Source organism: Paralcaligenes sp. KSB-10, assembly GCF_021266465.1.
GTDB lineage: Bacteria > Pseudomonadota > Gammaproteobacteria > Burkholderiales > Burkholderiaceae_B.
The window spans coordinates 1,376,048-1,401,568 of the sequence record NZ_CP089848.1 but is presented as its reverse complement, the minus strand read 5'-3'; the positions used below and the strand labels follow the sequence as shown (position 1 = coordinate 1,401,568).

General features: G+C 59.9%; 20 protein-coding genes. 16 read left to right on the top strand and 4 right to left on the bottom strand.

The window, feature by feature from the left end:
• Nucleotides 1-120: 120 nt before the first annotated feature.
• The 5 genes from LSG25_RS06360 to LSG25_RS06340 all read left to right on the top strand — a co-directional run bounded on the left by LSG25_RS06360 (nucleotide 121) and on the right by LSG25_RS06340 (nucleotide 6,936).
• On the top strand, nucleotides 121-2,058 hold the full coding sequence (locus LSG25_RS06360; RefSeq protein ID WP_255696649.1) for a propionate--CoA ligase: 1,938 nt from the start codon (nucleotides 121-123) through the stop codon (nucleotides 2,056-2,058).
• The gene (locus tag LSG25_RS06355) at nucleotides 2,055-2,462 is read left to right on the top strand and encodes a heme-binding protein (RefSeq protein WP_232743852.1); all 408 of its coding nucleotides are present in this window, start codon (nucleotides 2,055-2,057) and stop codon (nucleotides 2,460-2,462) included. Before LSG25_RS06360 ends, LSG25_RS06355 begins: the two co-directional genes overlap by 4 nt.
• On the top strand, nucleotides 2,459-3,802 hold the full coding sequence (locus tag LSG25_RS06350) for an MFS transporter (protein WP_370635963.1): 1,344 nt from the start codon (nucleotides 2,459-2,461) through the stop codon (nucleotides 3,800-3,802). Before LSG25_RS06355 ends, LSG25_RS06350 begins: the two co-directional genes overlap by 4 nt.
• Before the next feature lie 126 nt (nucleotides 3,803-3,928).
• Nucleotides 3,929-5,908, top strand: coding sequence for an acetate--CoA ligase (gene acs / locus LSG25_RS06345; RefSeq protein WP_232743851.1), 1,980 nt, complete (start codon nucleotides 3,929-3,931; stop codon nucleotides 5,906-5,908).
• Between the two features lie 143 nt (nucleotides 5,909-6,051).
• The gene (locus LSG25_RS06340) at nucleotides 6,052-6,936 is read left to right on the top strand and encodes a DMT family transporter (RefSeq protein ID WP_370635962.1); all 885 of its coding nucleotides are present in this window, start codon (nucleotides 6,052-6,054) and stop codon (nucleotides 6,934-6,936) included.
• Between the two features lie 50 nt (nucleotides 6,937-6,986).
• On the opposite strand, the gene LSG25_RS06335 is transcribed toward LSG25_RS06340, so the two are convergent.
• A complete protein-coding gene (locus tag LSG25_RS06335; RefSeq protein WP_232743850.1) occupies nucleotides 6,987-8,633 on the bottom strand; it encodes an electron transfer flavoprotein-ubiquinone oxidoreductase in 1,647 nt (548 codons plus the stop codon).
• A gap of 217 nt (nucleotides 8,634-8,850) precedes the next feature.
• Between LSG25_RS06335 and LSG25_RS06330 the strand changes: the two genes are divergently transcribed.
• The 11 genes from LSG25_RS06330 to ftsB all read left to right on the top strand — a co-directional run bounded on the left by LSG25_RS06330 (nucleotide 8,851) and on the right by ftsB (nucleotide 20,569).
• A complete protein-coding gene (locus LSG25_RS06330; protein ID WP_232743849.1) occupies nucleotides 8,851-9,291 on the top strand; it encodes a thioesterase family protein in 441 nt (146 codons plus the stop codon).
• Between the two features lie 64 nt (nucleotides 9,292-9,355).
• Nucleotides 9,356-10,054 carry a CoA transferase subunit A gene (locus tag LSG25_RS06325; RefSeq protein WP_232743848.1) on the top strand — a complete coding sequence of 233 codons (699 nt, stop codon included), beginning with the start codon at nucleotides 9,356-9,358 and terminating at the stop codon, nucleotides 10,052-10,054.
• An 11-nt stretch (nucleotides 10,055-10,065) separates the two neighbouring features.
• On the top strand, nucleotides 10,066-10,719 hold the full coding sequence (locus LSG25_RS06320) for a 3-oxoacid CoA-transferase subunit B (RefSeq protein WP_232743847.1): 654 nt from the start codon (nucleotides 10,066-10,068) through the stop codon (nucleotides 10,717-10,719).
• Nucleotides 10,720-10,793: 74 nt separating this feature from the next.
• On the top strand, nucleotides 10,794-12,587 hold the full coding sequence (locus tag LSG25_RS06315) for an aminopeptidase P family protein (protein WP_255696647.1): 1,794 nt from the start codon (nucleotides 10,794-10,796) through the stop codon (nucleotides 12,585-12,587).
• A 174-nt stretch (nucleotides 12,588-12,761) separates the two neighbouring features.
• A complete protein-coding gene (locus LSG25_RS06310) occupies nucleotides 12,762-14,420 on the top strand; it encodes a CTP synthase (protein ID WP_232743846.1) in 1,659 nt (552 codons plus the stop codon).
• A 113-nt stretch (nucleotides 14,421-14,533) separates the two neighbouring features.
• The gene (kdsA, locus tag LSG25_RS06305) at nucleotides 14,534-15,388 is read left to right on the top strand and encodes a 3-deoxy-8-phosphooctulonate synthase (RefSeq protein WP_232743845.1); all 855 of its coding nucleotides are present in this window, start codon (nucleotides 14,534-14,536) and stop codon (nucleotides 15,386-15,388) included.
• A gap of 125 nt (nucleotides 15,389-15,513) precedes the next feature.
• The gene (locus LSG25_RS06300) at nucleotides 15,514-15,798 is read left to right on the top strand and encodes a DUF1330 domain-containing protein (RefSeq protein WP_232743844.1); all 285 of its coding nucleotides are present in this window, start codon (nucleotides 15,514-15,516) and stop codon (nucleotides 15,796-15,798) included.
• A gap of 699 nt (nucleotides 15,799-16,497) precedes the next feature.
• Nucleotides 16,498-18,072, top strand: coding sequence for an MDR family MFS transporter (locus tag LSG25_RS06295; protein ID WP_232743843.1), 1,575 nt, complete (start codon nucleotides 16,498-16,500; stop codon nucleotides 18,070-18,072).
• Nucleotide 18,073: 1 nt separating this feature from the next.
• Nucleotides 18,074-18,529 carry a MarR family winged helix-turn-helix transcriptional regulator gene (locus LSG25_RS06290; protein ID WP_232743842.1) on the top strand — a complete coding sequence of 152 codons (456 nt, stop codon included), beginning with the start codon at nucleotides 18,074-18,076 and terminating at the stop codon, nucleotides 18,527-18,529.
• A gap of 305 nt (nucleotides 18,530-18,834) precedes the next feature.
• Nucleotides 18,835-20,121, top strand: a complete 1,287-nt coding sequence (gene eno, locus LSG25_RS06285) for a phosphopyruvate hydratase (protein WP_232743841.1) — start codon at nucleotides 18,835-18,837, stop codon at nucleotides 20,119-20,121.
• Nucleotides 20,122-20,233: 112 nt separating this feature from the next.
• Complete coding sequence (gene ftsB, locus LSG25_RS06280) at nucleotides 20,234-20,569, top strand: cell division protein FtsB (protein ID WP_232743840.1); 336 nt, start codon at nucleotides 20,234-20,236, stop codon at nucleotides 20,567-20,569.
• A gap of 57 nt (nucleotides 20,570-20,626) precedes the next feature.
• Here the strand turns inward: ftsB and LSG25_RS06275 are convergent, their stop codons facing one another.
• Genes LSG25_RS06275 through LSG25_RS06265 form a run of 3 tightly spaced genes read right to left on the bottom strand, consistent with a single transcriptional unit; the run spans nucleotide 20,627 to nucleotide 25,389 of the window.
• Nucleotides 20,627-22,321, bottom strand: a complete 1,695-nt coding sequence (locus LSG25_RS06275) for a GMC oxidoreductase (protein WP_232743839.1) — start codon at nucleotides 22,319-22,321, stop codon at nucleotides 20,627-20,629.
• Complete coding sequence (locus tag LSG25_RS06270) at nucleotides 22,314-24,017, bottom strand: sugar porter family MFS transporter (protein ID WP_232743838.1); 1,704 nt, start codon at nucleotides 24,015-24,017, stop codon at nucleotides 22,314-22,316. The genes LSG25_RS06275 and LSG25_RS06270 overlap by 8 nt, the downstream gene beginning before the upstream one ends.
• Before the next feature lie 34 nt (nucleotides 24,018-24,051).
• Entirely contained in the window at nucleotides 24,052-25,389 is a 1,338-nt protein-coding gene (locus tag LSG25_RS06265; protein WP_232743837.1) for a DegT/DnrJ/EryC1/StrS aminotransferase family protein, read from the bottom strand.
• Between the last annotated feature and the right edge of the window lie 132 nt (nucleotides 25,390-25,521).

Here is a 25,521-nt window from a genome sequence, read left to right as displayed (position 1 = left end):
TACAGAGATTCGGTATAGATCTACCCTATAGGGCCTAGCGCTCCTATGGCGAAAGACAAATCGGTGATTGAAACTCTTGTTTTTGAAATAAATTGATACAAATAAATTCGTCTGCCGCGGATGCAAAGAACAGTCGCGGCCGATCACAACTACCCGCCTACCAGGAGACAGAAAATGCAGAAAATCCGCGAGTTTCATCGTCAGTCGATAGAACAGCGCGAGGAATTCTGGCGACGAGAATCGCAGCGTGTCCATTGGGAAACGCCATTTACCGAGGTACTGGATTATTCCAATCCTCCTTTTGCCCGTTGGTTTGTGGGCGGCAGAACCAATCTCTGCTACAACGCGGTGGATCGCTGGCTGGCAACGCAGGCCGACAAGCCCGCGCTGATCTGGGTGTCGACGGAAGTCGATCAAGAGGTGATATACACCTGGGCGGATCTGGCGCGCGAGGTGAACACGGTGGCCGCCATGCTGCGCAGCCTGGGGGTAGGCAAGGGCGATCGCGTGCTGGTATACCTGCCGATGATTCCCGAGGCGGCGTTCATCATGCTGGCTTGCGCGCGTATCGGGGCGATTCATTCGGTGGTGTTCGGCGGCTTCGCCTCGCACAACCTGGCGCAGCGCATCGACGATGCCCGGCCCAAGCTGGTGGTGTCGGCCGATGCCGGCTCGCGCGCAGGCAAGGCAATTGCCTATAAGCCCCTGCTGGACAAAGCGATGGGCGCGGCAAGCTATCCTCCCGAGACTGTTTTGCTGGTCGATCGCGGCCTGATCGGGTTTGAGCCCGTGGCGGGCCGGGATATCGACTATGCAAGCCTGCGCGCCCGCCACGATGGAGTCCAGGCGCCGGTCGAGTGGCTGGAGTCATCCGAACCCAGCTATATTCTCTATACCTCGGGTACGACGGGCAATCCCAAGGGCGTGCAGCGCGACACCGGGGGGTATGCGGTGGCGATGGCGGCTTCGATGCACTATGTCTTTGGCGGCAAGCCCGGCGATACCTACCTGTGTACCAGCGATATCGGTTGGGCGGTAGGGCACTCTTATGTTGTGTACGGGCCTTTGCTCAATGGCCAGGCCACCATTATGTACGAGGGCCTGCCGACTCGTCCCGACGGCGCGATTCTGTGGAAAATGGTTGAAAAATACCGGGCCAATGCCATGTTTTCGGCGCCCACGGCCATCCGGGTTCTCAAAAAGCACGATCCGGCGCTGTTGAAAAAACACGATTTGTCGAGTCTTAAAACCGTTTATCTGGCGGGCGAGCCGCTGGACGAGCCGACGGCCACGTGGATTTCCGAGGGCCTGGACAAACCCATCATCGACAATTACTGGCAAACCGAAACGGGCTGGCCTATTTTATCGGCCCAACCGGGGGTCGAGGAAGTGCCGACCAAGTTCGGCAGCCCCTCGTTTCCGGTCTATGGCTATGACGTGCGCGTGGTCAGCGAAAGCACCGGCGAAGACCTGGGGCCGAATCAGAAAGGCGTGGTGGCGATTGCTCCGCCTTTGCCGCCGGGCGCCATGTCCACGATCTGGGGCGACGACGAACGCTTCGTCCGCACTTATTTCTCGTCCTTTCCGAATCGCATGCTGTATTCGACCTTCGATTGGGGGCTCTACGACCAGGACGGCTACTGGTTTATTTTGGGGCGCACCGACGATGTCATCAATGTGGCCGGCCATAGGCTGGGCACGCGCGAAATCGAGGAATCCCTGAACAGCCATCCCGCCGTTGCCGAATCGGCGGTCGTCGGGGTGGCCGACACCGTCAAAGGTCAGGTCGCCATGGGGTTTGCCGTCCTGAAGGATCCCGCTGCGTTGAGCGAGCAGGCGGTGGCCGACTTGGAAAACGATATCAAGCGCGTCATCGAAGAGCGTATCGGCGCGGTGGCCCGACCCGCCCGGATCCGTTTTGTGGGAGCCTTGCCGAAAACCCGTTCGGGCAAGGTCTTGCGGCGTGCGATTGTGGCATTATGCGAGGGGCGGGATCCGGGCGACCTGACCACGATTGAAGATCCCACTGCCCTGGAACAAATCAAGGATTCTTTATGAAAACCAAACCTGTATTGAGTGCTTCCGACGTCAAAACCATATTGGCCGCTGCCGAGCAACATGCTATTGAGCATCAATGGGCCGTGACCATTTCGGTTGTGGATGACGGGGGGCACTTGCTGGGCTTGGTGCGTCTGGACGGAGCGGCTCCTGTTTCGGCCCATATTTCTCCGGCCAAGGCGCGCACAGCGGCCTTGGGCCGTCGCGAATCCAAGGGCTATGAAGATACCATCAACCAGGGCCGTTATTCGTTTTTGTCGGCGCCCACCCTCGAGGGCATGCTCGAAGGCGGGGTGCCGATTGTGGTGCAGGGAGACGTGGTGGGCGCCGTGGGCGTTTCGGGGGTGAAGTCCTCCGACGACGTGAATATTGCTCGCGCGGGGATAGCCGCCCTGAATCCATGACGAGCAATGTTCCTTCAGGGCAGGATGCTGCCGCGTCCGGTTCCCCTACTGGTTCGGCAGGGTTCCGCGATACCCTGAATCCGGGGGTTGCGAAGCGCGAGGTCTGGGCCTGGGCCATGTACGATTTCGCCAATTCGGGGTATACAACCGTGGTTCTCACCACGGTTTTCAGTGCGTATTTCGTTGGGGTGGTCGCCGCCCAGAAGACCTGGGGTACGCTGGCATTCACGGCCGCCCTGTCGTTTTCTTACCTGATGGTCATGCTGACCATGCCGACCCTGGGCGCTCGCGCCGATGCCAATGCGGCCAAGCGGCGCCTGCTGTTTTCCAGCACGGTCGGTTGTGTTGCCGGAACCCTGCTGCTGGCGCTGATTGGTCCGGGCGACATTGCCTGGGGGCTGATCATACTGGCGCTATCGAATTATTGTTATTGCGTGGGCGAATCGATCATTGCCGCCTTTTTGCCGGAAATCGCCAGGCCGGAAGCGCTGGGCCGTGTTTCGGGCTGGGGATGGAGCTTCGGCTATTGCGGCGGCATGCTGAGCCTGGGCCTGGCACTGGCGCTGGTATCCTGGGCCGCAGGCCGGGGCGAGGGCGCCAGCCAGTATGTACCGCAAGTCATGGTGCTGACGGCGCTTATTTTCGCTTTGGCGGCGATACCGTCTTTCATGCTCTTGCGCGAGCGCTCGGCGGCCACTCACAAACCGGCCGAGGGGCTGTTTGGCCGGCTCCTGGCGGCCTGGCGCGAAACAGGTAAAAATTTCCCCGATTTCCGTCGCCTGCTGTTTTGCGGTGCCTGCTATCAGGCCGGCATCGCCGTGGTCATTACCTTGTCGGCGGTGTATGCCACCGAAGCCATGGGCTTTACCATGGCCCAGACCATGATGCTGGTGTTCACCGTCAATATCGGCGCGGCGGCCGGCGCTTTTTCGTTTGGACATGTGCAGGACCGCATTGGCCACAAACGGGCACTGGCCATTACCCTGTGCGGCTGGATCCTGATGATCGCGGTGGCCTACGTGGCGGTGCAGGTGTGGGTATTCTGGATTGCGGCGGTACTGGCCGGCTTGTGCATGGGTACCAGCCAAAGCGCGGGACGGGCCATGGTGGGCGCTCTGGCCCCCCAGCAGCGCCTGGCCGAATTCTATTCGCTCTGGACGTTCGCCCTGCAATTGGCGGCCGTGATCGGGCCCTTGTGCTATGGCCTGGTTACCTGGGTGACCGGGGGCAATCATCGCATGGCCCTGCTGTTTACCGGCGTGTTTTTCGTGGCCGGCCTGGTGGCGCTGGCACGTGTGGATTTTGCGCGTGGCCTGCGGCAGCGCGATACTATGTCCTGAACGCCCAGGCCAAGGAGATTTGCCGTTTTATCGGTTTTGTCAGCCCTTAGTAAGCCTGATTGGTTACGGTTAGCAAGCAAAGTCTGAATAACATCTGTTCATCAAAATATATAAGGAGCCTATGTCATGTCTGCAGAGATCGAATCGGTTTTAGTGGAAAATCGCGTCTTTCCGCCATTCGCCAACCTGGTCAAAGAAGCCAATATTTCCGGCATGGACGCTTACCAGGCGTTGTGCGACGAAGCCGAACGTTCTCCCCGGGATTTCTGGGGGCGCCTGGCGCGCGAAAATCTGGTTTGGGACACGCCTTTCACCGAGGTGCTCGATGAATCGAATGCGCCGTTTTATCGCTGGTTCGGCGATGGCAAGCTGAATGTGTCGGCCAATTGCCTCGATCGGCATCTGAACACCCCCACGGCCCAAAAAACAGCGATTATTTTCGAAGCCGACGATGGCCGGGTTGAGCAGGTCAGCTATCAGCAGCTGCATGCCCGGGTCTGCCAGTTTGCCAATGGTATCAAGGCCCTCGGATACAAGGCGGGCGATCGGGCGATTATCTACATGCCCATGGCCGTCGAGGCCGTCGTGGCCATGCAGGCCTGCGCACGGCTGGGCATTATTCATTCAGTGGTGTTCGGCGGGTTCTCCTCGAAAAGCCTGCACGAACGGATTGTCGATGTGGGTGCGGCGCTGGTCATCACGGCCGACGAGCAGGTGCGCGGCGGTAAAAAGATTCCGCTCAAGCCCGCCGTCGACGAGGCCCTGACCATGGGCGGGTGCGAGGCGGTCGGCAAGGTCATTGTGTACAAGCGCACTGGTGGCTCAATCGCCTGGCAGGCGGGCCGCGACCTGTGGATGCACGATGTTTCGGCCAAGCAGGCCAGCACCTGCGAGCCGGTTTCCCTGAGCGGCGAGCATCCGCTGTTCATTCTTTACACCTCCGGCTCCACCGGCAAACCCAAAGGCGTGCAGCATGCCACGGCGGGATTCCTGTTGTGGTCCCTGTTGACCATGAAGTGGACCTTCGATGCCAAGGATACCGATGTGTATTGGTGCACGGCCGATGTGGGCTGGGTCACGGGCCATACCTATATCGCATACGGGCCGCTGGCGGCGGGCCTGACCCAAGTGATGTTCGAAGGGATTCCTACCTATCCGAACGTGGGCCGTTTCTGGGACATGATCCAGCGCCACAAGGTCAGCGTGTTCTACACCGCGCCCACGGCCATCCGTTCCCTGACCAAGGCAGCCGAGGCCGCGCCTGAGTATCATCCGCGTCAATACAATCTGGACAGTCTGCGCATCATAGGTTCGGTGGGCGAACCCATCAATCCCGAGGCCTGGATGTGGTACTACACCAATGTGGGCCGCGAGCGCTGCCCCGTGCTGGATACCTGGTGGCAAACCGAGACGGGTGCCCACATGATTACCCCCTTGCCCGGCGTCACGCCGCTCAAGCCGGGGTCGTGCACCTTGCCCCTGCCGGGCATCGCCGCCGCAGTCGTCGACGAAGTCGGCGAAGAGGTCGAACGTGGCAAGGGCGGGTTCCTGGTCATGAAACGGCCCTGGCCCGCCATGGTGCGCACCATATGGGGTGATCCGGAACGTTTCAAAAAGAGCTATTTCCCTCCCGAACTGAAAGGCTATTACCTGGCCGGCGATGGCGCGCAGTGCGACAGCGACGGCTATTTCTGGATCATGGGCCGTATCGACGATGTCCTGAACGTCTCGGGTCATCGTCTGGGCACGATGGAAGTCGAGTCGGCGCTGGTGTCGCACGAGCTGGTGGCCGAAGCCGCGGTGGTTGGGCGTCCGGACGCCACTACCGGCGAAGCCGTGGTGGCGTTTGTGGTACTGAAGCGCTCCTTGCCCGAAGGTGCCGAAGCGGTGGCTATTGCCAAGCAGTTGCGCGACTGGGTGGCCAAGGAAATCGGACCCATCGCCAAGCCGAAAGACATTCGATTCGGCGAGAACCTGCCCAAAACCCGTTCCGGTAAAATCATGCGCCGCTTGCTGCGCGTGGTGGCCAAGGGCGAAAAAGTGACGCAGGATGTATCGACTCTTGAAAACCCGCAAATCCTCGATCAGTTGTCGCAGTCGGTGTAGCGGGGACAATGAATCGCCATGGCGCCAGGTGTCGTCATGGCGACGGGAATCGCGGCGGCGGTGTAAATTACTGTGTGCCAGCCCGTTTTCCCGGGTTGCAGCGGCACCCCGGGCGGGTGCCATTTCTTTTGTGGAGCCTTTTCTTGAAAACGAACCAGCCGGATCGCGGTGCTTTCCTGTTGATGGCGCTGACGGTGCTTTTGTGGGGTTTCAGCTGGATCGTCATGAAAGATCTGTCGCACTATATTGGTCCGTTCGATCTGGTGGCCCTGCGCTACGCGACTGGATTCCTGGCCTTGTTCGTCATACTGCTGGGATCGCGGCAATCGCTGCGCTTCCCGCCGTTCTGGCTGACCATCGGAATCGCCTTGTTTCAGACAACCGCTTTCCAGTGCCTGGCGCAGTTCGCGTTGGTGGCCGGGGGGGCGGGGCATGTGGTGATGCTGTCCTATACCATGCCGTTCTGGGTGTTGATATTCGCGTGGCTGTTGCTGGGTGACCGGCCCACGAGCCGTCATGCGCTGGGCTTTGCGCTGGCGGCATTGGGCCTGCTGGCCGTGATTGCGCCCTGGGAGGGTTTGGGCGGCGTGCTCAGTTCTTTGCTGGCTTTGGCCGGTGGGGCGAGCTGGGGGCTGGGCGTGGTGCTGGCCAAAATGCTGTTCCAGCGCCATTCGGTCAATGTCCTGAACGTAACGACCTGGCAGATGCTCCTGGGCGCCTTGTTTACCTTGCCGCTGTCCATGGCAGTGCCCCAGATGAATATTCAATGGGGGACGCATCTGGTGCTGGGGGTGCTTTACATGGGCGTCATGGCTTCGGCGCTGGGCTGGGTCATGTGGATGATGGTGGTGCGCCGGGTAAGCGCCACCATCGCCGGCATGTCCAGCCTGGGCGTACCGGTATTGACGATCCTTCTTGCCTGGCTCTTGCTGAGCGAGCGGCCCACGCCTCTTGAGCTTGTCGGCGTTGCCTTCATGCTTGCCGGCCTGGTCGTCGTAACCATCGCACCGGCGCGCAGACAGACGTAAGGGTGGGCCTTATGCCCCTTTGTGCGGAGGGGCAGCGCTGCTGAAGTCGCCTACATGCCGCTGTAGACAGGGCCTTCGCCGCCTTGTGGCGCCACCCAGACGATGTTCTGGGTGGGATCTTTGATATCGCAGGTTTTGCAATGCACGCAGTTCTGTGCGTTGATTTGCAGCCGGTCGTCGCCGGTATCGGTTTTGACGAACTCATAGACTCCGGCCGGACAATAGCGCGTTTCCGGGCCGCCGTACTTGGCCAGATTGACCGAGACGGGAATCGAAGCGTCTTTCAGCGTCAGGTGCACGGGTTCGTTTTCGTCGTGGTTGGTATTCGAAATGAATACCGAACTGAGGCGATCGAAGGTGAGCTTGCCGTCGGGCTTGGGATAATCGATGCGCGCGCATTCGGCCGCAGGCTGCAGGCTGGCGTGGTCGGGCTTGCTGTGGTGCAGCGTCCAGGGCATTTTCCCTTTGAACAGCCACTGTTCGATGCCGGTCATGAGCGTACCCATGGTGCGGCCCTTCTTGAACCATTGCTTGAAATTGCGCGATTTGTTCAGCTCGGCATACAGCCAGGATTTCTCGAAGGCGGCCGGGTAGGCAAGCAGTTCGTCGTGGCGGCGATCGGCCTGCAGTGCGTCGAAAGCCGCTTCGGCGGCCAGCGCGCCGGTTTTGATGGCCGAGTGGCTACCCTTGATGCGCGAGGCATTCAGGAACCCCGCCTCGCAACCGACTATGGCCCCGCCCGGGAAACAGAGTTTGGGCAGCGACAACAGGCCGCCGGCCGTCAAGGCGCGAGCCCCGTAGGCGATGCGCTTGCCGCCCTCGAAGATGGGGCGTATGGCCGGATGTGTTTTATAGCGCTGGAATTCTTCAAAGGGAGAGAGCCAGGGGTTGGCGTAGTCCAGGCCCACCACCAGCCCGACCGCGACCAGGTTGTGGTTCAGGTGGTACAGGAACGAGCCGCCATAGGTATCGGCGTCGAGAGGCCAGCCGGAAGTGTGCATGACCAGGCCGGGTTGCGATTGAGCCGGGTCGACCTCCCACAATTCCTTGATGCCGATGGCGTAGCTTTGCGGGTCGCGGCCGGCGTCCAGTTTGTAGCGTTCGATCAGTTGGCGCCCCAATTGGCCGCGCGAGCCTTCGGCAAAGATGGTGTAGCGGGCCAGTAGTTCCATGCCAGGCTGGTAATGGGATGTATGCGAGCCGTCGCGCGCAACCCCCATGTCGCCGGTGGCTACGCCTTTGACGGCTCCTGAATCGGTATACAGGATTTCACCGGCGGCGAAGCCGGGAAATATTTCCACACCCAGGGCCTCGGCCTGTTCACCCAGCCAGCGTACGAAGTCGCCCAGGCGCACTATGTAGTTGCCGTGGTTTTGGAAGCATTGGGGCAGTAGCCAGTTTGGCGTGGCGCGCGCGCTTTTTTTCGTCAGGAAAAGGAATTTGTCTTCGGTGACCGGAGTTTCAAGCGGAGCGCCTTTTTCTTTCCAGTCGGGAATCAGCTCGGTAAGCGCCTGCGGATCCATGACGGCGCCCGATAGAATATGAGCGCCCAACTCGGCGCCTTTTTCCAGGACACAGACACTGACTTCCTGGTTACGCTCGGCGGCCAGTTGTTTCAGGCGAATTGCCGTAGCCAGGCCTCCCGGCCCTCCGCCGACAACGACTACATCGTATTCCATCGATTCGCGCTCAGCCATTTATAAAGTTCTCCCTGTAATGTATTTGTGTTGAAGCGATTCGCCGTGGATGGCTCTGGATTTATTAATCCGGATTGTATTGCAGTCTGCGGCCGGCCTGACAATATGTGGTGGGGCGATTGTGTAACCCGCCGCCGCGGCGGCGCGCCGATCCTATTTGTTACCGTTATACTTGGTGCTCGACATCGAATAAAACCAAGCAGGAGGCACGGAGCACATGCAGGTTGCGGATCAATCGGGACTGCCGCGTATTGGCGGCGTCTTTTCTTGTGTCATGCCCTTGCGCTGGGGTGATCTCGATGCCTTGAACCATGTCAACAATACGCTTTATTTTCGCTATGCCGAAGAGGCGCGTATTCATCTGTTTGCCGCCGCTGGAATCGTCCTGCCGTCGGCTCGAGTGGGCGTGCTGGCGCACGCTTCCTTCGATTTTCTCAAGCCCCTGCTTTACCCCGCCACCGTGGTGATCAGCCTGGTCCTCACCCGCCTGGGGCGTTCGAGCATGGAATTCGAAGTGCTGGTCGAATGCCGGGAAGACCCCGGGGTGGTGTATGCCAAAGGCAGGAATGTCATGGTCGGAACCGACTCGGCCACGGGCAAGTCCCTGGCCTGGACGCCCGACGAGCTGGCGGGGTTTGCACCATGCTTTGTGGCATGAACCGGAATTTAGTCGATGCTGTTTCAAGTGAATTCTTTTTATTTTTAATCAGAAGGATGGAGTAATGGATAAAGTCTATGCAAGTGCCGCAGAAGCACTTAAAGGCGTCGTTGCCAACGATCAGACCATTGCCGTAGGAGGCTTCGGGCTTTGCGGCATTCCCGAAGCATTGATCGCTGCCTTGCGCGATTCAGGCGTGCAAAACCTGACCTGCATCAGCAATAACGCCGGGGTCGACGGTTTCGGTTTGGGCCAGTTGCTCAATACTCGCCAGGTCAAGAAAATGATCGCGTCCTACGTGGGCGAAAACAAGGAGTTCGAGCGCCAGTTCCTGGCGGGCGAACTCGAGCTCGAATTCACGCCGCAAGGCACTCTGGCTGAAAAGCTGCGTGCCGGCGGCGCCGGGATTCCCGCGTTTTTCACTAAAACGGGTGTCGGCACGGTGGTTGCCGATGGCAAGGAAATTCGCGAATTCGATGGTGTCAAATATGTCATGGAACGTTCGCTCGCGCCCGATGTGTCGCTGGTCAAGGCCTATATGGCCGATCGCAGCGGCAACCTGGTTTTCCGCAAGACGGCGCGCAACTTCAACCCCAATGTGGCCATGGCCGGCAAAATCACCATCGTCGAAGTCGAAAAACTGGTCGACACGGGAACCTTCGACCCCGATGCCGTGCACTTGCCGGGAATCTACGTACACCGGATTGTGGTCAATGCCCATCCCGAGAAACGTATCGAACAACGTACCGTCAGCAAAGCGTGAGGAGATGAATAATGGCTTGGAATCGTGATGAAATGGCGGCGCGCGCCGCTCGTGAATTGCAGGATGGGTTTTATGTGAATCTGGGCATAGGCCTGCCCACGCTGGTGGCCAACCATGTGCCCAAAGGCGTCGAGGTCTGGCTGCAGTCTGAAAACGGCTTGCTGGGCATAGGCCCGTTTCCCACCGACGACCAAATCGACGCTGATCTGATCAACGCCGGCAAGCAAACGATTACGACTTTGCCGGGGTCGTCGATTTTTGCCTCGGCCGACTCCTTTGCGATGATACGGGGCGGCAAGATCAACCTGGCCATTCTGGGTGCCATGCAGGTGTCCGAGAAGGGCGATCTGGCCAACTGGATGATTCCGGGGAAAATGATCAAGGGCATGGGAGGCGCCATGGATCTGGTCGCGGGAGTCGGCAAGGTGGTCGTGCTCATGGAACATGTGGCGCGTAAAAAAGACGGCACCGAAGACATCAAGCTGCTGCCCGAATGCAATCTGCCCCTGACCGGGGTGGGTGTGGTCGACCTGATCATTACCGATCTGGGGGTGATGGAAGTCACCGAGAATGGCTTGAAGCTGACCGAGGTCGCCCCCGGCGTCACGGTCGCCGAAGTACAAGCCAAAACCAAGGCTCGGCTCGACGTCTCCGCCGTGGCGTAACGGCCCTCGGATCGTTGTATCATGGCTGTGCCACTCCTGTACGGGATGGCACAGTTTTTTTATAAGGAATCGTTGTGGGTAATTCCGTTTATGCCGAACGTATCGGGGCCTTGCGGGCGGCCATGTCCGCACACAAAATCGATGCCTGCGTGGTGTTGTCGTCGGACCCTCATTTGTCCGAATACCTGCCCGGGCATTGGCAGGCGCGCAGCTGGCTGAGCGGCTTCGAAGGTTCGGCGGGAACGCTGGTCGTGACGGCGCAATTCGCTGGCCTGTGGACCGACAGCCGCTATTGGGTGCAGGCCGAACACGATCTGGACGGAACGGGCATACAGACCATGCGCGCCGGCGCCGATGGGGTGCCGAGCTTTATCGATTGGCTGGCCGCGGAGCTGCCCAAGGGCAGCCGGGTCGGGGTCGACGGCCAGGTTGTGAATGTGCAGTCATATCGGCAATGGCAGGCGGTGCTCGGCAAGCGGGACATAAGCCTGGCTGGGGATCTCGACCTGCCCGGCGCCGTCTGGGCCGGTCGCAGCCCGCTGCCGGCGGAGGCCGTCTACGAGCACACCGCGCCGTTCGCGTGCCGTACCCGGGCGGAAAATCTGGCCGCGATCCGGGCGGGCATGGCCTTGCACAAGGCCGACTGGCACTGGGTATCGTCGCTCGATGACATCGCCTGGATTTTCAATCTGCGCGGCAACGATGTTTCGTACAACCCGGTATTCCTGGCGCATGCCCTCATAGGCCGCGATTCGGTGCGCTTGTTTGTCGCCCCCGAAAAAATTGATGCCGCGCTGCGCGCAAGGCTGCAGCGCGACGGTATCCAGATCGAACCCTACGATGCGGCGGGCGCCGCCCTGGCAGCCCTGGCGCAAGGGCAGACTCTGCTCATCGACCCGGCACGCACCACGGTGGGTGTGCTGGCCGCCGCGGCCTATGTCGAGAAGGTCGAGGCGGTCAACCCTTCGCACTTGCTCAAGTCCCGCAAGACCGACGCCGAGCTGGCTCACGTCCGGCTTGCCATGGAACAGGACGGCGCGGCCTTGTGCGAGTTCTTTGCCTGGTTCGAGTCGGCGCAAGGCCGGGAAACCGTGACCGAGATCACGGTGGATGAAAAAATATGCGCGGCGCGCGCGCGCCAGAAAGATTTCGTTTCTCCCAGCTTTGGCACGATTGCCGCGTTCAACGCCAACGGTGCCATGCCGCATTACCATGCCACCGAACAATCGCATGCCCTGATCCAGGGCGACGGCCTTTTGCTGATCGATTCGGGTGGGCAATATTATGGCGGCACCACCGACATCACCCGCGTGGTGCCGGTGGGCCAGCCCAGCGTTGAGCAGCGGCGCGATTACACGGCCGTGCTCAAGGGCATGGTGGCGCTTTCGCAGGCGGTGTTCCCGCGCGGCACGGCTGCGCCTTCGCTGGATGCCATTGCCCGCCTGCCGATCTGGCAGGCTGGCGTCGAGTACGGGCACGGCACGGGCCACGGTGTGGGCTATTTTCTGAATGTGCATGAAGGGCCGCAAGCCATTTCCTACCGTACCCCGATCAATCCCAATATGGGTATGGAACCCGGCATGATCACTTCCAACGAGCCTGGCTTGTATCGGCCCGGGCGCTGGGGGATCCGCATTGAGAACCTGGTGGTCAATCGTGCGGCCATGACGACCGAATTCGGCGAATTCCTGAAATTTGAAACGCTCACCTTGTGCCCCATCGATACGCGCTGCATCGAGCGCGGCTTGTTGACCGAAACCGAGACCGCCTGGTTGAACGCCTATCATGCCGAGGTTCGGCAACGCTTGCTGCCGCGAGTCCAGGGCGATGCCCAAGCCTGGCTGCTGCGTCGCACCCAGGCATTGTAGGAGCGGTTAAAAAACAACGGCCGCCGAAAAAAATAATCCTGCCAAAACGCCGCCCTGTCTGGATATGGACAGAATTCCGCGGCGGATTTCGGCGGCTGGCCGGAAACAAGTCCTGGCCTGCGGCTATAATCCAAATTTCCTGCTCATGCCCGGCGGCCCCGGGCGCGAATTACAATGACCAAATATGTGTTTGTTACAGGTGGGGTAGTGTCCTCCCTGGGTAAGGGCATTGCTGCTGCTTCGCTGGCTGCGATTCTTGAATCTCGCGGTTTGCGCGTCACACTTCTTAAGCTGGATCCCTACATTAACGTCGATCCGGGCACCATGAGCCCGTTTCAGCATGGCGAGGTTTTCGTGACCGAAGACGGCGCCGAAACCGATCTTGACCTGGGCCACTACGAGCGTTTCATTTCGCCCCGCATGCGCAAGGTCAACAACTTCACCACGGGCCAGATCTACGAATCGGTGCTGCGCAAAGAGCGCCGCGGCGATTATCTGGGTAAAACCGTACAGGTGATCCCACACATTACCAACGAAATCCAGGACTTCATCGCGCGCGGCGCCACCTCGGCATGGAACGGTTCCACCGATGTGGCCATTGTTGAAATCGGCGGCACCGTGGGCGATATCGAGTCCTTGCCGTTTCTTGAGGCGGCGCGCCAAATGAGCCTGCGCCTGGGGCGCAATAATGCCGCATTCGTGCATCTGACGCTGGTGCCGTTCATTGCCACGGCGGGCGAACTCAAAACCAAGCCTACCCAGCACTCGGTGCAAAAATTGCGCGAAATCGGCATTTACCCCAACGCCTTGTTGTGCCGCGCCGATCGGCCCATCCCCGACGACGAGCGCGCCAAAATCTCGCTGTTTTCCAATGTGCCGCTCGACGCGGTGATTTCGGTCTGGGATTCCGATTCGATCTACAAGATCCCGTCCATGCTGCACAAGCAGGGCCTGGACAATCTGGTTTGCGATGCGCTGGCCATTACTCCGCCGCCCGCCGATCTGACCATGTGGGATCGTCTGGTCGAAGCCATCGAGCACCCCAAACACGAGGTTCGCATCGGGATGGTCGGCAAGTATGTGGACCTGACCGAATCATACAAGTCCCTGAGCGAAGCGCTGGTGCATGCTGGCATTCATACCCATTCGCACGTGACGATTGAATACCTGGATTCCGAAACCATTGAAACCGAAGGCACCGATTGTCTGAAATCCCTCGATGCCATTTTGGTGCCGGGGGGCTTCGGCAAGCGTGGCATCGAAGGCAAGATTGCCGCTATCCGCTACGCACGCGAAAATGGCATTCCGTATCTGGGTATTTGCCTGGGAATGCAGTTGGCCGTTATCGAATTCTCACGCGATGTGGCCATGCTGGGCGGGGCCAACAGCACCGAATTCGATCCGGCGGCGCCTCATCCGGTCGTTGCGCTGATTACCGAATGGCAGGATCGTGAAGGCAAAATCGAAAAGCGCGATTCGTCTTCCGATCTGGGCGGCACAATGCGCAAGGGTGCGCAGCGCTGCCCGGTCAAGCCGGGGACGCGCGCCTATGAAATCTATGGCAGCGAGGTCAACGAACGCCACCGCCATCGCTACGAAGTCAATAACGTGTATGTGTCGCGCCTCGAAGAGGCCGGCCTGGTGATCAGCGCCCGCACGCCGACCGAGAATCTGCCGGAAATCATGGAGCTGCCCGGCCATCCCTGGTTCATGGGGGTGCAGTTCCATCCCGAGTTCACCTCGACCCCCCGCGATGGGCACCCTCTGTTTTCGAGCTATATTCAAGCGGCGATCAAACACCAGGAACAGCGCGTCGAGCATTCCGGCGCTTGACGTCCGGAGCCCCCTGGAACAGAAGGGCATACGCCGGGCCCTGGCCTTAATCCTCATTAGCCCCGCCCGCTGGCCATTCAGCACCGGGGGCGGCATTGCACAAAGGCATCGGTATGAAACTATGCAGCTTTGAAGTCGGCCTCGATCAGCCCTTTTTCCTGATAGCGGGCCCTTGCGTGATCGAGTCTCGTCAAATGGCTTTCGACACGGCGGGGCAACTGAAGGAAATCACGCACAAGCTGGGTATTCCGTTTATATACAAAAGCTCGTTCGACAAGGCCAATCGCAGCTCGGGCCGTTCGTACCGCGGCCCCGGCATGGACGAAGGCTTGAAGATTCTTGCCGATGTGCGCGCCGAACTGGGCGTGCCCATACTGACCGATGTGCATGATATCGGGCAGGTGCCCGAGGTGGCTGCCGTGGTCGATGTATTGCAGACGCCCGCTTTCCTGTGTCGCCAGACCGATTTCATTCAGGCTTGCGCTGCCAGCCTGAAGCCGGTCAACATCAAGAAGGGCCAGTTTCTGGCCCCGCACGATATGGTGCAGGTAGTGGCCAAGGCGCGCGCGGCGGCCATCGCGGCCGGCGGCGACGGCAATACGATCATGGCGTGCGAGCGGGGCGCATCGTTCGGCTACAACAATCTGGTGTCCGATATGCGCTCGCTGGCTATCATGCGCGAAACCGGTTGCCCGGTCGTTTTCGACGCGACTCATTCGGTGCAGTTGCCGGGCGGGCAAGGCACTTCGTCGGGCGGACAGCGCGAGTTCGTACCGGTGCTGGCGCGCGCCGCCGTGGCGGTGGGTGTGGCGGGTGTGTTCATGGAAACGCATCCCAGGCCCGACGAGGCCTTGTCCGATGGCCCCAATGCCGTGCCTCTGCATCATATGGCGGCATTGCTGGAATCCCTGATTCAAATAGATCGCAGCGTCAAACAGAACGGGTTTATTGAAGATCAGTTCAATTGAAGCAGCCTGCCGGCGCCGAACGCAGGGTGTCGACGAGACCCGTTAGAATATAGGCATCGCAGCGCCGGGTCGCGCGTGCTTGCGCACCGCCCAGGCCTGGTTCAATCATATTCCATGAGACACACATGACTGCCTATCTTATCGCCAATATCCATGTCACCAAGCCCGAGAAATACGAAGAATACAAGCGTTTTTCGTCGCTTGCGATGCAGGCGCACAACGCCAAGGTTCTGGTGCGCGGCGGGAAAACAGAAGGGCTGGAAGGCGACACTCCCAGCCGCACGGTAGTGCTGGAATTTCCTTCCATTGCCGCGGCCAGAACGTTCTACAACTCGGCCCAGTATCGCCGCGCCCGCAATGTGCGCGAGGGCGCCGCCGTCATGACCATGTATATCGTCGAGGGTGTGTAGTCGGCGGGGGTTTCTTTTGTAGGCTTTTGTAGAGGTGGTTGCCTAGGGGGCTGTCTTATCGCGACTATCCGTGTTCATCCGTGTTCTTAAGAGGCGAGGGTGGGGGGCCAATGGCCGTCGCCAATGCTGGTGGCATGATATGCGTTCTTAAGGCGCGGGGGTGGCGGCCCAGGCAGGGTGGTGCTCGCCTCGTCCGGTCCTGGCTGCGCCAGGACTGCCCGCGGCCGGCGCCTGGATCGGGCGGTCGCGGAACTCGCGTCGTCCACAGCCCCCCGGGCTGTGGACACCCTTGACGCTCAAACAGCCGCTCCCTTGCCTCCCGATCCAGGCGCCGGCCGCGGCGGACTCAAGCTCGCTCACCCTGCCTGGGCCGCCACCCCCGCTCGCGTTGAAGTTTTTGTACCGTTGCAGGCCTGTTTTTACGTGCCTATGAGCCAGCGCAAGCCAATGCGACCATGAGATCGCGTGGGCACTTGGTGAGCTTGCCTGGGTTTGTGTGCAAGTGGCAGGTCTTGTTTGTATATGCCTGACATGAAAATATCGAAAACCGCCACGAGGCAACCTTCAGGGCGGGGGCGTTGCAAATTCATCGAATATTAGGGTAATCCCTTGTGTTTGGAGGGCAATCGGCCTAAAATTATTGACTTGTCAATGATTGTGGTATCAAGGTATTTAATGGCGCCGGTAGCTGCTCCTGGTATGACCGAAAGCGGTCGCGTATTGTCGGTGCGTCAGTCGTTCATGGCGATGCTGGGTTTGTGTTTCGTCACTATGATGGTGGCGGTCGATCAGACGGTGGTGGGCACGGCCTTGCCGACCATTGTTGCAGAGCTCAACGGCTTCGAGCTGTACGCCTGGGTTGCCACTTCGTATCTGCTGACCTCGGTGATTACCGTGCCGATATTCGGCCGGCTCGGCGATTACTACGGGCGCAAACGGTTTGTGGTTGCGTCGATCGTGGTGTTCACCGCTGCCTCGGCTTTGTGCGGCATGTCCAATTCCATGCTTCAGCTGGTACTGGCGCGCGCCCTGCAGGGCGTGGGCGGCGGCATGCTGGTGGGCACGGCTTTCGCCTGCATTCCCGATCTTTTTCCCGATTCGTATGTACGCTTGCGCTGGCAGGTGCTGATGAGCGCGGCATTCGGCATTGCCAACGCGGTTGGACCCTCGCTGGGCGGGTTTCTGACCCAGTACGCGGGCTGGCGTTCGGTATTTTATGTGAACCTGCCCATAGGCCTGCTCAGCCTGTGGTTCGTATGGCGTTATTTGCCCTTGATACGCCAGGTTCAGAAGGGCGTCATCCGGCTGGATTGGCCGGGTGCCCTGATGGTGGCTTTAGGGCTGGGCAGCCTGCAGCTGTTTGTTGAGTTGCTGCCCTCGCGTGGCCTGGGCCTGTCGATGATCTTGCTGTGCGTGTTCAGCCTGCTGGTGTTTGTGGCCCTGTTTTATTGGGAGAAGCGCTGTCCCGAACCCTTGCTGCCATTCGAGATGTTCCGCAACAAAAGCCTGGCGGCCCTGTTTTCACTGTCGCTGCTTGCCGGCTTTTCCATGTTTGCGGTCTTGTTTTATGTTCCCCTGCTGTTGCAGGGCGGGTTTGGGCTGACCCCGCAAGAGGCCGGTGTGCTTATTACGCCACTGGTGGTGTGTATTACCATCGGCAGTATTATCAACGGTCGAATAATTACACGCCTTCCCAATCCGAATGGCATGCTTTATGCCGGATTCTCGCTGCTCATCCTGTCCTGTCTGGGGATTATCAGCATGGGCCAGGGCACGCCGGGCTGGATCGTCATCATCTATATGATGCTGGGCGGCCTGGGCCTGGGATTTGTCATGCCGAATTTGACTGTCTTCGCTCAGGAAACGGCGGGGCGATCGCACCTGGGGATTGCCACAGCCTTGCTGCAGTCGGTGCGCATGATAGGCGGCATGCTCGGCACCGCCATAGTCGGGACCCTGGTCACTCACTATTACATCAGCGGGGTGCGGCAGGCGGCGCAGGGTCATCAGTCGGCCGTCTGGTTCAAAACCCTGGAAGATCCTCAGATATTGGTGAATATTTCAGTGCAGAACCGTTTTCTGACACAATTGCACCATCTGGGGCTGGACGGAGGCAGTTTCATTGAAGCGGCCCGGCTGTCGTTGGTCGGCGCGGTTCACTCCGGCGTTGCCCTGGCGTTGCTGGTGGCGATTATTGCCTTGGTGTGGGTGCGCCGAGTCCCGTTCATAAGCTTGTCGCGTCGCGCGACCGTCACTGTTCCGGCTGGAGAATAGTATGCCCGATGACGATTTTCCGCAGATCAGGGTGATGCAGAAGCTGGGGCGGACGTATCGCACCCTGCTGGCGGCCTTCAGTGCCAGTATCGGCCAGCCCATGCCCCGCTGGAGGGTAATGCTGATGCTTTATCAGCAGGGGGAAATGTCGCAGAAGCAGTTGTCTGAGTTGCTGCGCATGGACCCTGCCGCCCTGACCCGGCAAATCAAGGTCATCGAGCATCTGGGATGGGTGCGGCGCCATAACGATGCGCTCGACAACCGCCTGACCAATGTCGCGCTGAGTCCGGTGGGAATCCAGGTGGTGGAACAGGCCATGCCCGCACGGAAAGCCTTCATACAAAGGGCGCTTTCCGATTTGTCGGATGCCGATCTCACGGCCCTCAGCGGTACGCTTGATACGCTCGAGCGGCGTCTGCGCGACGAGCTGGCCGCAGGCAATGCGGACAAGCCCTGAGACTTTGAGGGCATTCCATAATTGTGGAAGTGTGCGTTTTGGTAACGCCCGATAACAGGAGTTTGACCCTTGGCCTTGGATGTTTCTGGCGGCCATCCCTCGCGCAGTCAAGGATTTTGGCTTATCCAGTGGCCTGAGTTGTGGTCAAATTTTAGCGTGGCGCATTAAAATTCATGGCCTGTGAATTCAAACCGGGCCTCATCGGGCCTGGCGCAGGTACAATCGAACCTTTATCCGATTTTTCGCCTGGGCATGGTGCCCGGGTGAATGCCAAACCCATTAATTCAGGCAGGACAGTCAATATCATGAGTGCAATCGTAGATATCATTGGGCGCGAAATTCTGGATTCGCGTGGTAACCCGACCGTTGAATGCGATGTGTTGCTGGAGTCCGGGGCGATGGGCCGCGCGGCTGTGCCTTCGGGGGCTTCCACCGGTTCCCGCGAAGCGATCGAGCTGCGCGACGGCGATGCCGCACGGTATTCGGGCAAGGGCGTTTTGCGCGCCGTTGAAAACCTCAACACCGAAATATCCGAAGCCCTGATGGGGCTCGACGCACAAGAGCAAACCTTTGTCGACCGTACCCTGATCGATCTGGACGGCACTGAATCCAAGGGGCGCCTGGGTGCCAATGCCATTCTGGCGGCCAGCATGGCCGTGGCGCGCGCGGCGGCTGACGAATCCGGCCTGTCCCTGTACCGTTATTTCGGCGGCAGCGGCCCCATGCAAATGCCGGTGCCCATGATGAATGTCATCAATGGCGGCGCTCACGCCAATAACACGCTCGATCTGCAGGAGTTCATGATCCTGCCTCTGGGGGCCGGCAGTTTCCGCGAGGCTCTGCGTATGGGCGCCGAGGTTTTCCACGCTCTCAAGACGCTTATCAATAAACAAGGGATGTCTACGGCGGTTGGCGACGAAGGTGGCTTTGCGCCCAGCGTGGCCAATCATGAAGCGGCAATCCAACTGATACTGCAGGCTATTGCCGATGCGGGCTACGAGGCCGGCTCCCAGATTGCGCTGGGCCTGGATTGCGCCAGTTCCGAGTTCTACCGCGACGGCCGCTATCATCTGGCGGGCGAGGGCGGCGTAGTCCTGACTTCGCAAGACTTTGCCAATTTGCTCAGCACCTGGTGCGATAAATATCCCATCATCTCCATCGAAGACGGCATGGCTGAAAACGATTGGGAAGGCTGGAAAATCCTTACCGACCAGCTTGGCAAAAAAATACAATTGGTGGGCGACGATCTGTTCGTGACCAACACCAAGATCCTCAAGCAGGGTATCGATCAAGGTGTTGCCAATTCCATTCTGATCAAAATCAACCAGATCGGCACCCTGACCGAAACCTTTGCAGCCATCGAAATGGCCAAACGTGCCGGCTATACCGCCGTGATTTCCCATCGCTCGGGCGAAACCGAAGACTCCACCATTGCCGATATTGCCGTGGGCACCAACGCCATGCAGATCAAAACGGGCTCATTGTCGCGTTCCGACCGCATGGCCAAATACAATCAGTTGCTGCGTATCGAGGAAGAGCTTGCCGAAGTGGCTACCTATCCCGGACGCGACGCCTTTTATAATCTGCGCTAGGCTTGTGCGCCCGGCCTGGCCGCCGGGCGATCCCGGTTCCAGGCAGGCCACGTTTGTTCCGGATTGATATTTCGAGAAACCCGTTATACCGAAGCTCCATTTTCTAAACACAATGCGATTGCTATTTCTCGTTTTGCTGCTGCTGGCGCTTGCCGTCCAATACCCGCTCTGGTGGGGCAAGGGAGGGTGGTTGCGTGTGCACGATCTGCAAAAACAGGTCGCCAGCCAACATGAAACCAACGATGCATTGCTGGCACGCAATAATGCGCTGCAGGCCGAAGTCCAGGATCTGAAATCGGGGACACAGGCCATCGAAGAACGCGCGCGCGGCGAGCTTGGCATGATTAAAGACGGCGAGATCTTTGTGCAGATCCTGGCTCCTCATGAAAAAGAGCCCACTGTCAATACCCCCGTACTCGCCTCTCCCGAGCAAAAGAAGGGCAACTGAGCCTGTATGCCTTCACGGCTTGTTCAAGGCATGCCGCCCGGCCGAACGCCGGAACAGTCAGGGGAAAATGTCGCGAGTTTCAGCCGCTTCCATTTGATCCGCGGCGGATGTGGCCCGGCTGGCCGTCGATACGGTTTGAGTGCTCAGGAAGTTATTGGCGATATGCTTGCCCAGGCGGTGCGATAAGGCCATGATCGTCAAGGTAAGATGTTTGTCGGGGAGCACGGGTATGACACCGCCGTCGCAGACGAACAGATTGTCCATGTCGTGCACTTTGAGATTCGCGTCGACGATGCCTTCGCCTTCGCGGGCAGAGATTGGGGTTGTGCCTGCATAATGTATACCGGTGCCGCTATTGTCGCGCGAGGTGTGCAAGGCGGTCGCCGAGGCTGAGCGCAGCACTTTGCGGCCCCAGGCCATCATGGCGTCCATTCTGGAAACCGCGCCGGGCGGTGTCGAGAAGTCGACATGCACCTGTGGTACGCCATAGCGATCCACGGTGTCGCCAGGGCGCACGCGGTTGCCTGATGTGGCTTCCCCTGCGCAGAACAGGCCAAGCGTCGCATAGCTGTGAAACATCATTCGCGCCAGCCGCTCTTTCAGGAACGGGGGAAATGGCTTCAGGCCTCCCAGATAATGGGGTACGTCGGGCAGCCCGTGGATGGCGTGGCCGATGAATGGAAACGATGAGCCGTCGGGAAGCTTTCCACGCGACAGGAGTATGAGGAGATCTCCGTAGCCGATATCGTAATTGCGCCGCTTGCCCCACAAACGCCACAAGGAAGTCGACAGCACCACTTTGGGATTATCCTGCAGGCCGCGGCCCAGCAGCCCATTGCGGTTGCCCAGGCCAGCCGGATTTTGCTCATCCGCGGAATTGAACAGAATGCGGGGTGTTTCGACGGCGCCTGCGGCCAGTACCACGATTTTGGCCCGCAGCACCCGCCGCTCGCCGGTGGCTGTATCCAGGTATTCCACGCCCGAGATGCGCTGTGTGTCGGGCTGGCGGATCAGCCGTGTCACTTTGGCGTGGGTGCGCAATTCATAATTTGGCAGGTCCGCAATTTCCGGCAGGAGCCGGGACGAGAATTTATAGACGGAACCCACCGGGCAACCTGAAGTGCATATTCCGGTCGATATGCACGACGTTGCCATGCCTGCCCGTGTATTGATTGCCTTGCGGTTCGGGATGGCATGGGAATCGGGGTCGTTCAGTCTGTCGACCGCGGCGACTATCATTTTGTCGACTGGCCGCAAGGGTTTGGGCGGCACAAAAATGCCGTCCGGCAATTCCGCAATGCCTTCAGCGGTCCCGCATACGGTGATGAGCCGCTCGACCGCCGAATAATTCGGGGCAAGCGTGGCGTAGCCTATCGGCCAGTTGCTGAAGTCGCTTTCTCCAAACCGGACGCTGACTCCGTTCCAGAGGTTCTGCAGGCCGTTGACGGCCAGGATCTGGAAGTGCTGGAAGCCGCCTTGCGGACGTTGGGTCGAACCGATTGAACCATCCGCGAACAGGGCGTGCGTGAACAGGCTGTCGTGAGGGTCGTTCGGCCATACCGTATGCGGGTCGATGCCGAAATTCTGCGCGCCGGTGAGCGGCGATATGGCCTTGAACTGGTCGGTGGGCAGCATGCCGCCTTGTTCCAGGGACACTACCCTGAACCCCGCCTGGGCCAGCTCATAGGCAAGAATGCCGCCGCCGGCCCCGGTCCCGACGATACAGACGTCGCAATCCTGGATTTTATCCACGCTTGCCTCCCGCGGGCAGTTCGCCGACCGACTCCAGAAATGCGGGAGAGGCAAAGCGTACGTGCTCCAGAAAAGCTTTGAGGGTGGCGGCTTCCGAACCCAGGTCTGTGGCGCTTAGCCGGCCTGTGTTTTCAAAGTTGGTGCGTATCGAAACCGATTGGAGCGCGCCTCGGACCTGATGGTTTTCGAGTGCGATCCGGGTGACCTGGTCGGCCAGGGGCATGAGCACGGATTGATAGGGGCCAAGAGATATCAGGGCGCGTATCAGCATCCCGGTGTCGTGGCGCGGCGCCAGGCCGCCCGGACTCGCGCCAGTCGTGCCGGCTTGGTCGCCGCGGTCGTGCGGAGCCTGGCCAAGCAGACGCAAGGGCCGGCCTGATTTCAGGTGGCGTTCGATTTCCTCGAGTGAGACGCCGTTGGTTTCAGGAACCAGCTTCAAGGTGAAGAGGATCCCAATAAGGCATGCCAGGGTGTATATCGCGAAGACACCGCCCAGGCCTAGCGAGGAGACCAGGACCGGGAAGGAAAACACCACGATGAAGTTGAAGCCCCAGTTGGCGAGCGAGGCAACGCTCATGCCCAGGCCGCGGGCGTGCAAAGGGAATATTTCCGACATCATGACCCATGGCAAGGGGCCGATACTGGCGGCAAAGGCGGCGATGTAAAGCACGAGGCCCCCCAGTGCCAGCATGTCCAGCGACTTCGCCTCGGTTACCGCTCCGACGGCAATCAGGCCCAGGCTGAGTGCCGTGCCGGCAAAGCCGATGAGAAGCAGGCGCCGGCGTCCGATGCGGTCGATCAGCATCATTCCCACGACCGTCATGGCGACGTTCACGACGCCCACGCCTATGGTTGCGAGGATTTGCGTGGCATGTGAGTCGAATCCGGTTTCCTTGAAAACGGTGGGCGCGTAATAAATGACAGCGTTGATGCCGCTGAGCTGTTGCAGCAGGAACAAGCCCACGCTGACGATCAAGGCGGGGCGGACCGAGGGTGTCAGCAAGTCGGCCCAGGAAGCGGCATGCCTGTCGCTCTGGGCGGTGCGGTTGATGTCGGCCAGCTCGGCGGTGATGGCTGGCGCATCGGGCGAGACGCCATGCAGGCGGGCCATGGCCGCCCTCGCCTCCGGCTGCCTGCCTTTGAGGGCAAGCCACCGTGGCGTATCGTGCAATACATACATGCCGAAAAACAGGGCGATCCCGGGCAGCGCGCCCATCATGAACATCAGGCTCCAGGAGTGATCGAAAGCGAAACTGACCAGATAGGCGCTCAGGATGCCCAGCGTGATTGCCAATTGATAAATGGAGACCAGCATGCCGCGCTTGGCGGGCGGCGCGCTTTCGGAGATATACAGCGGCGCCACCAGGGCGGCAACGCCTACCGCCACGCCCAGCATCAGCCGTGCCAGGCTTAGCATCCATATTGCGGTAATCAATGCGGAAAACACCGCTCCGAGTATGAACAGTATGGCCGCCCAGAGCAAAAGGGCGCGGCGGCCGAAGCGTTCCGATGCCCGTCCGGCAATGAGTGCGCCAAAAAGCGCGCCGAAGGGCACAGCGGCCGTCATCAGCCCCTCGTCCAAAGGGGTGATGCCAAATTCCCCCCGCAGCAGGCTGAGGGCGCCGGCTATGATGCCTTCGTCAAAACCAAACAGAATGCCGGCTATGCCGGCGACAGCCGCAACAAAATAAATCATCTGGAGCCTCCCTCGGGGATCAGGACAGAGCGTTTCATCGCAGAATGCTGTTGGCGACTTTGCGGGCGGCGGTGATGATATCGTCGACATCCTGATCGGTGAGTGTCGACGCAATGGCGAGCAGGGCGCCGCGGGCATGGAATTCATCGCATTTGGCCAGCGCCCCGTGCCGGTAGTCGTAGCCGGCCGCAAAGGCATTCTGCGGATGCGTCCAGGGATAGCCGTCCCGGCTATTGGAACGGCGGTGAACCAGGCTTGGAATATTTGAATACCAGTGCATGCCCCATTCGCGCATGGTGATGCATGCCAGGCTGCCTTCAGGCCCTGCAATGCCCTCGGCTTTCAGCGCATCGATAAACCGCCGGGCGGTGGCTTCGTCGGGCAGCGTCATCAGCAAGGCGGGCCCGGTGTCGCCGGCGGGATCCGGGATGTGGCGCCAACCCAGGCCCGGGATGTCTTTGAGCGCATTGCGGATTTTCCATTTCGCGCTGCGCATTGCATGGGTGATTTTGGGCAATTTGCGCATCTGGGCAAGCACCATGGCGCCTGTAAGTTCCGACATCCGGGCTCCGATGCCCCAGAGCTGGCAGTCCTCGACAGTGGTATCCAGGCGGCCTGCCTCGTTTCGCGGGTAGCCGAGGTCATGCAGGGCGACGATACGACGAAAGAGCGCGTCGTTTTCGCAGACGATGAGTCCGCCATCGCCCGACGTCATGTTTTTGTTGAGCTGGAAGCTGAAGATGCCGATATCGCCGAATCGGCCCACCGCACGCCCATTTTGGCTGGCCCCCGCAGCCTGTGCGCAGTCTTCGACGAGAAATAGCTTGTGCTCGCGGCAGATGGCGGCGATTTCGGCAATATTGCCGGGAGCGCCGCTCATGTGGACACACAAGACCGCCCGGCTTTGCGGCCCGATCTTGCGTTTCAAATCTTCCGGGTCGATGCAGAATGTATCATCAATGTCGATCAGTTTCGGTATGGCTCCTGTCCGTACGACGGCTGACACGCAACTCACCCAAAGATATCCGGGAACCAGGACTTCGTCTCCCGGTCCGATATTCAGCGCCGACATGGCGATAGTCAGGGCCGCGGTGCCCGACGACACCCCCAGCGCATGGCGATGGCCGTAAACCTGGCACCATTCGTTTTCGAACGTGTCCACCATTTTTTGCGGATCCAGTCCGTAATAGCGAAATGGGCTGCGGGCGCTTATGACGCGATTGACCAGTTCACGCTCTTCTTCGCCGATCCAGTAGGCGCCGGGCAGTTCCCAGGGCAGGGGCGTGGTGCGCACCGGCTGACCGCCATCAATGGCGAGCCGAGTGTCGATTTCCGAATTTATCGGCTGATCGGCGGTCATTGAAATAGCCATGGCTTGTCTCCTGGACGGTTGTTGGTGTTGCTGCGACAGTCAGCGCGAACCCGCACCGGGATCGGCTTCCGGATGATAGTCACAAATTGTAAATTCAGCGTAGGCGCCGCGTTAGGTAAAGCGTCTCAAGGT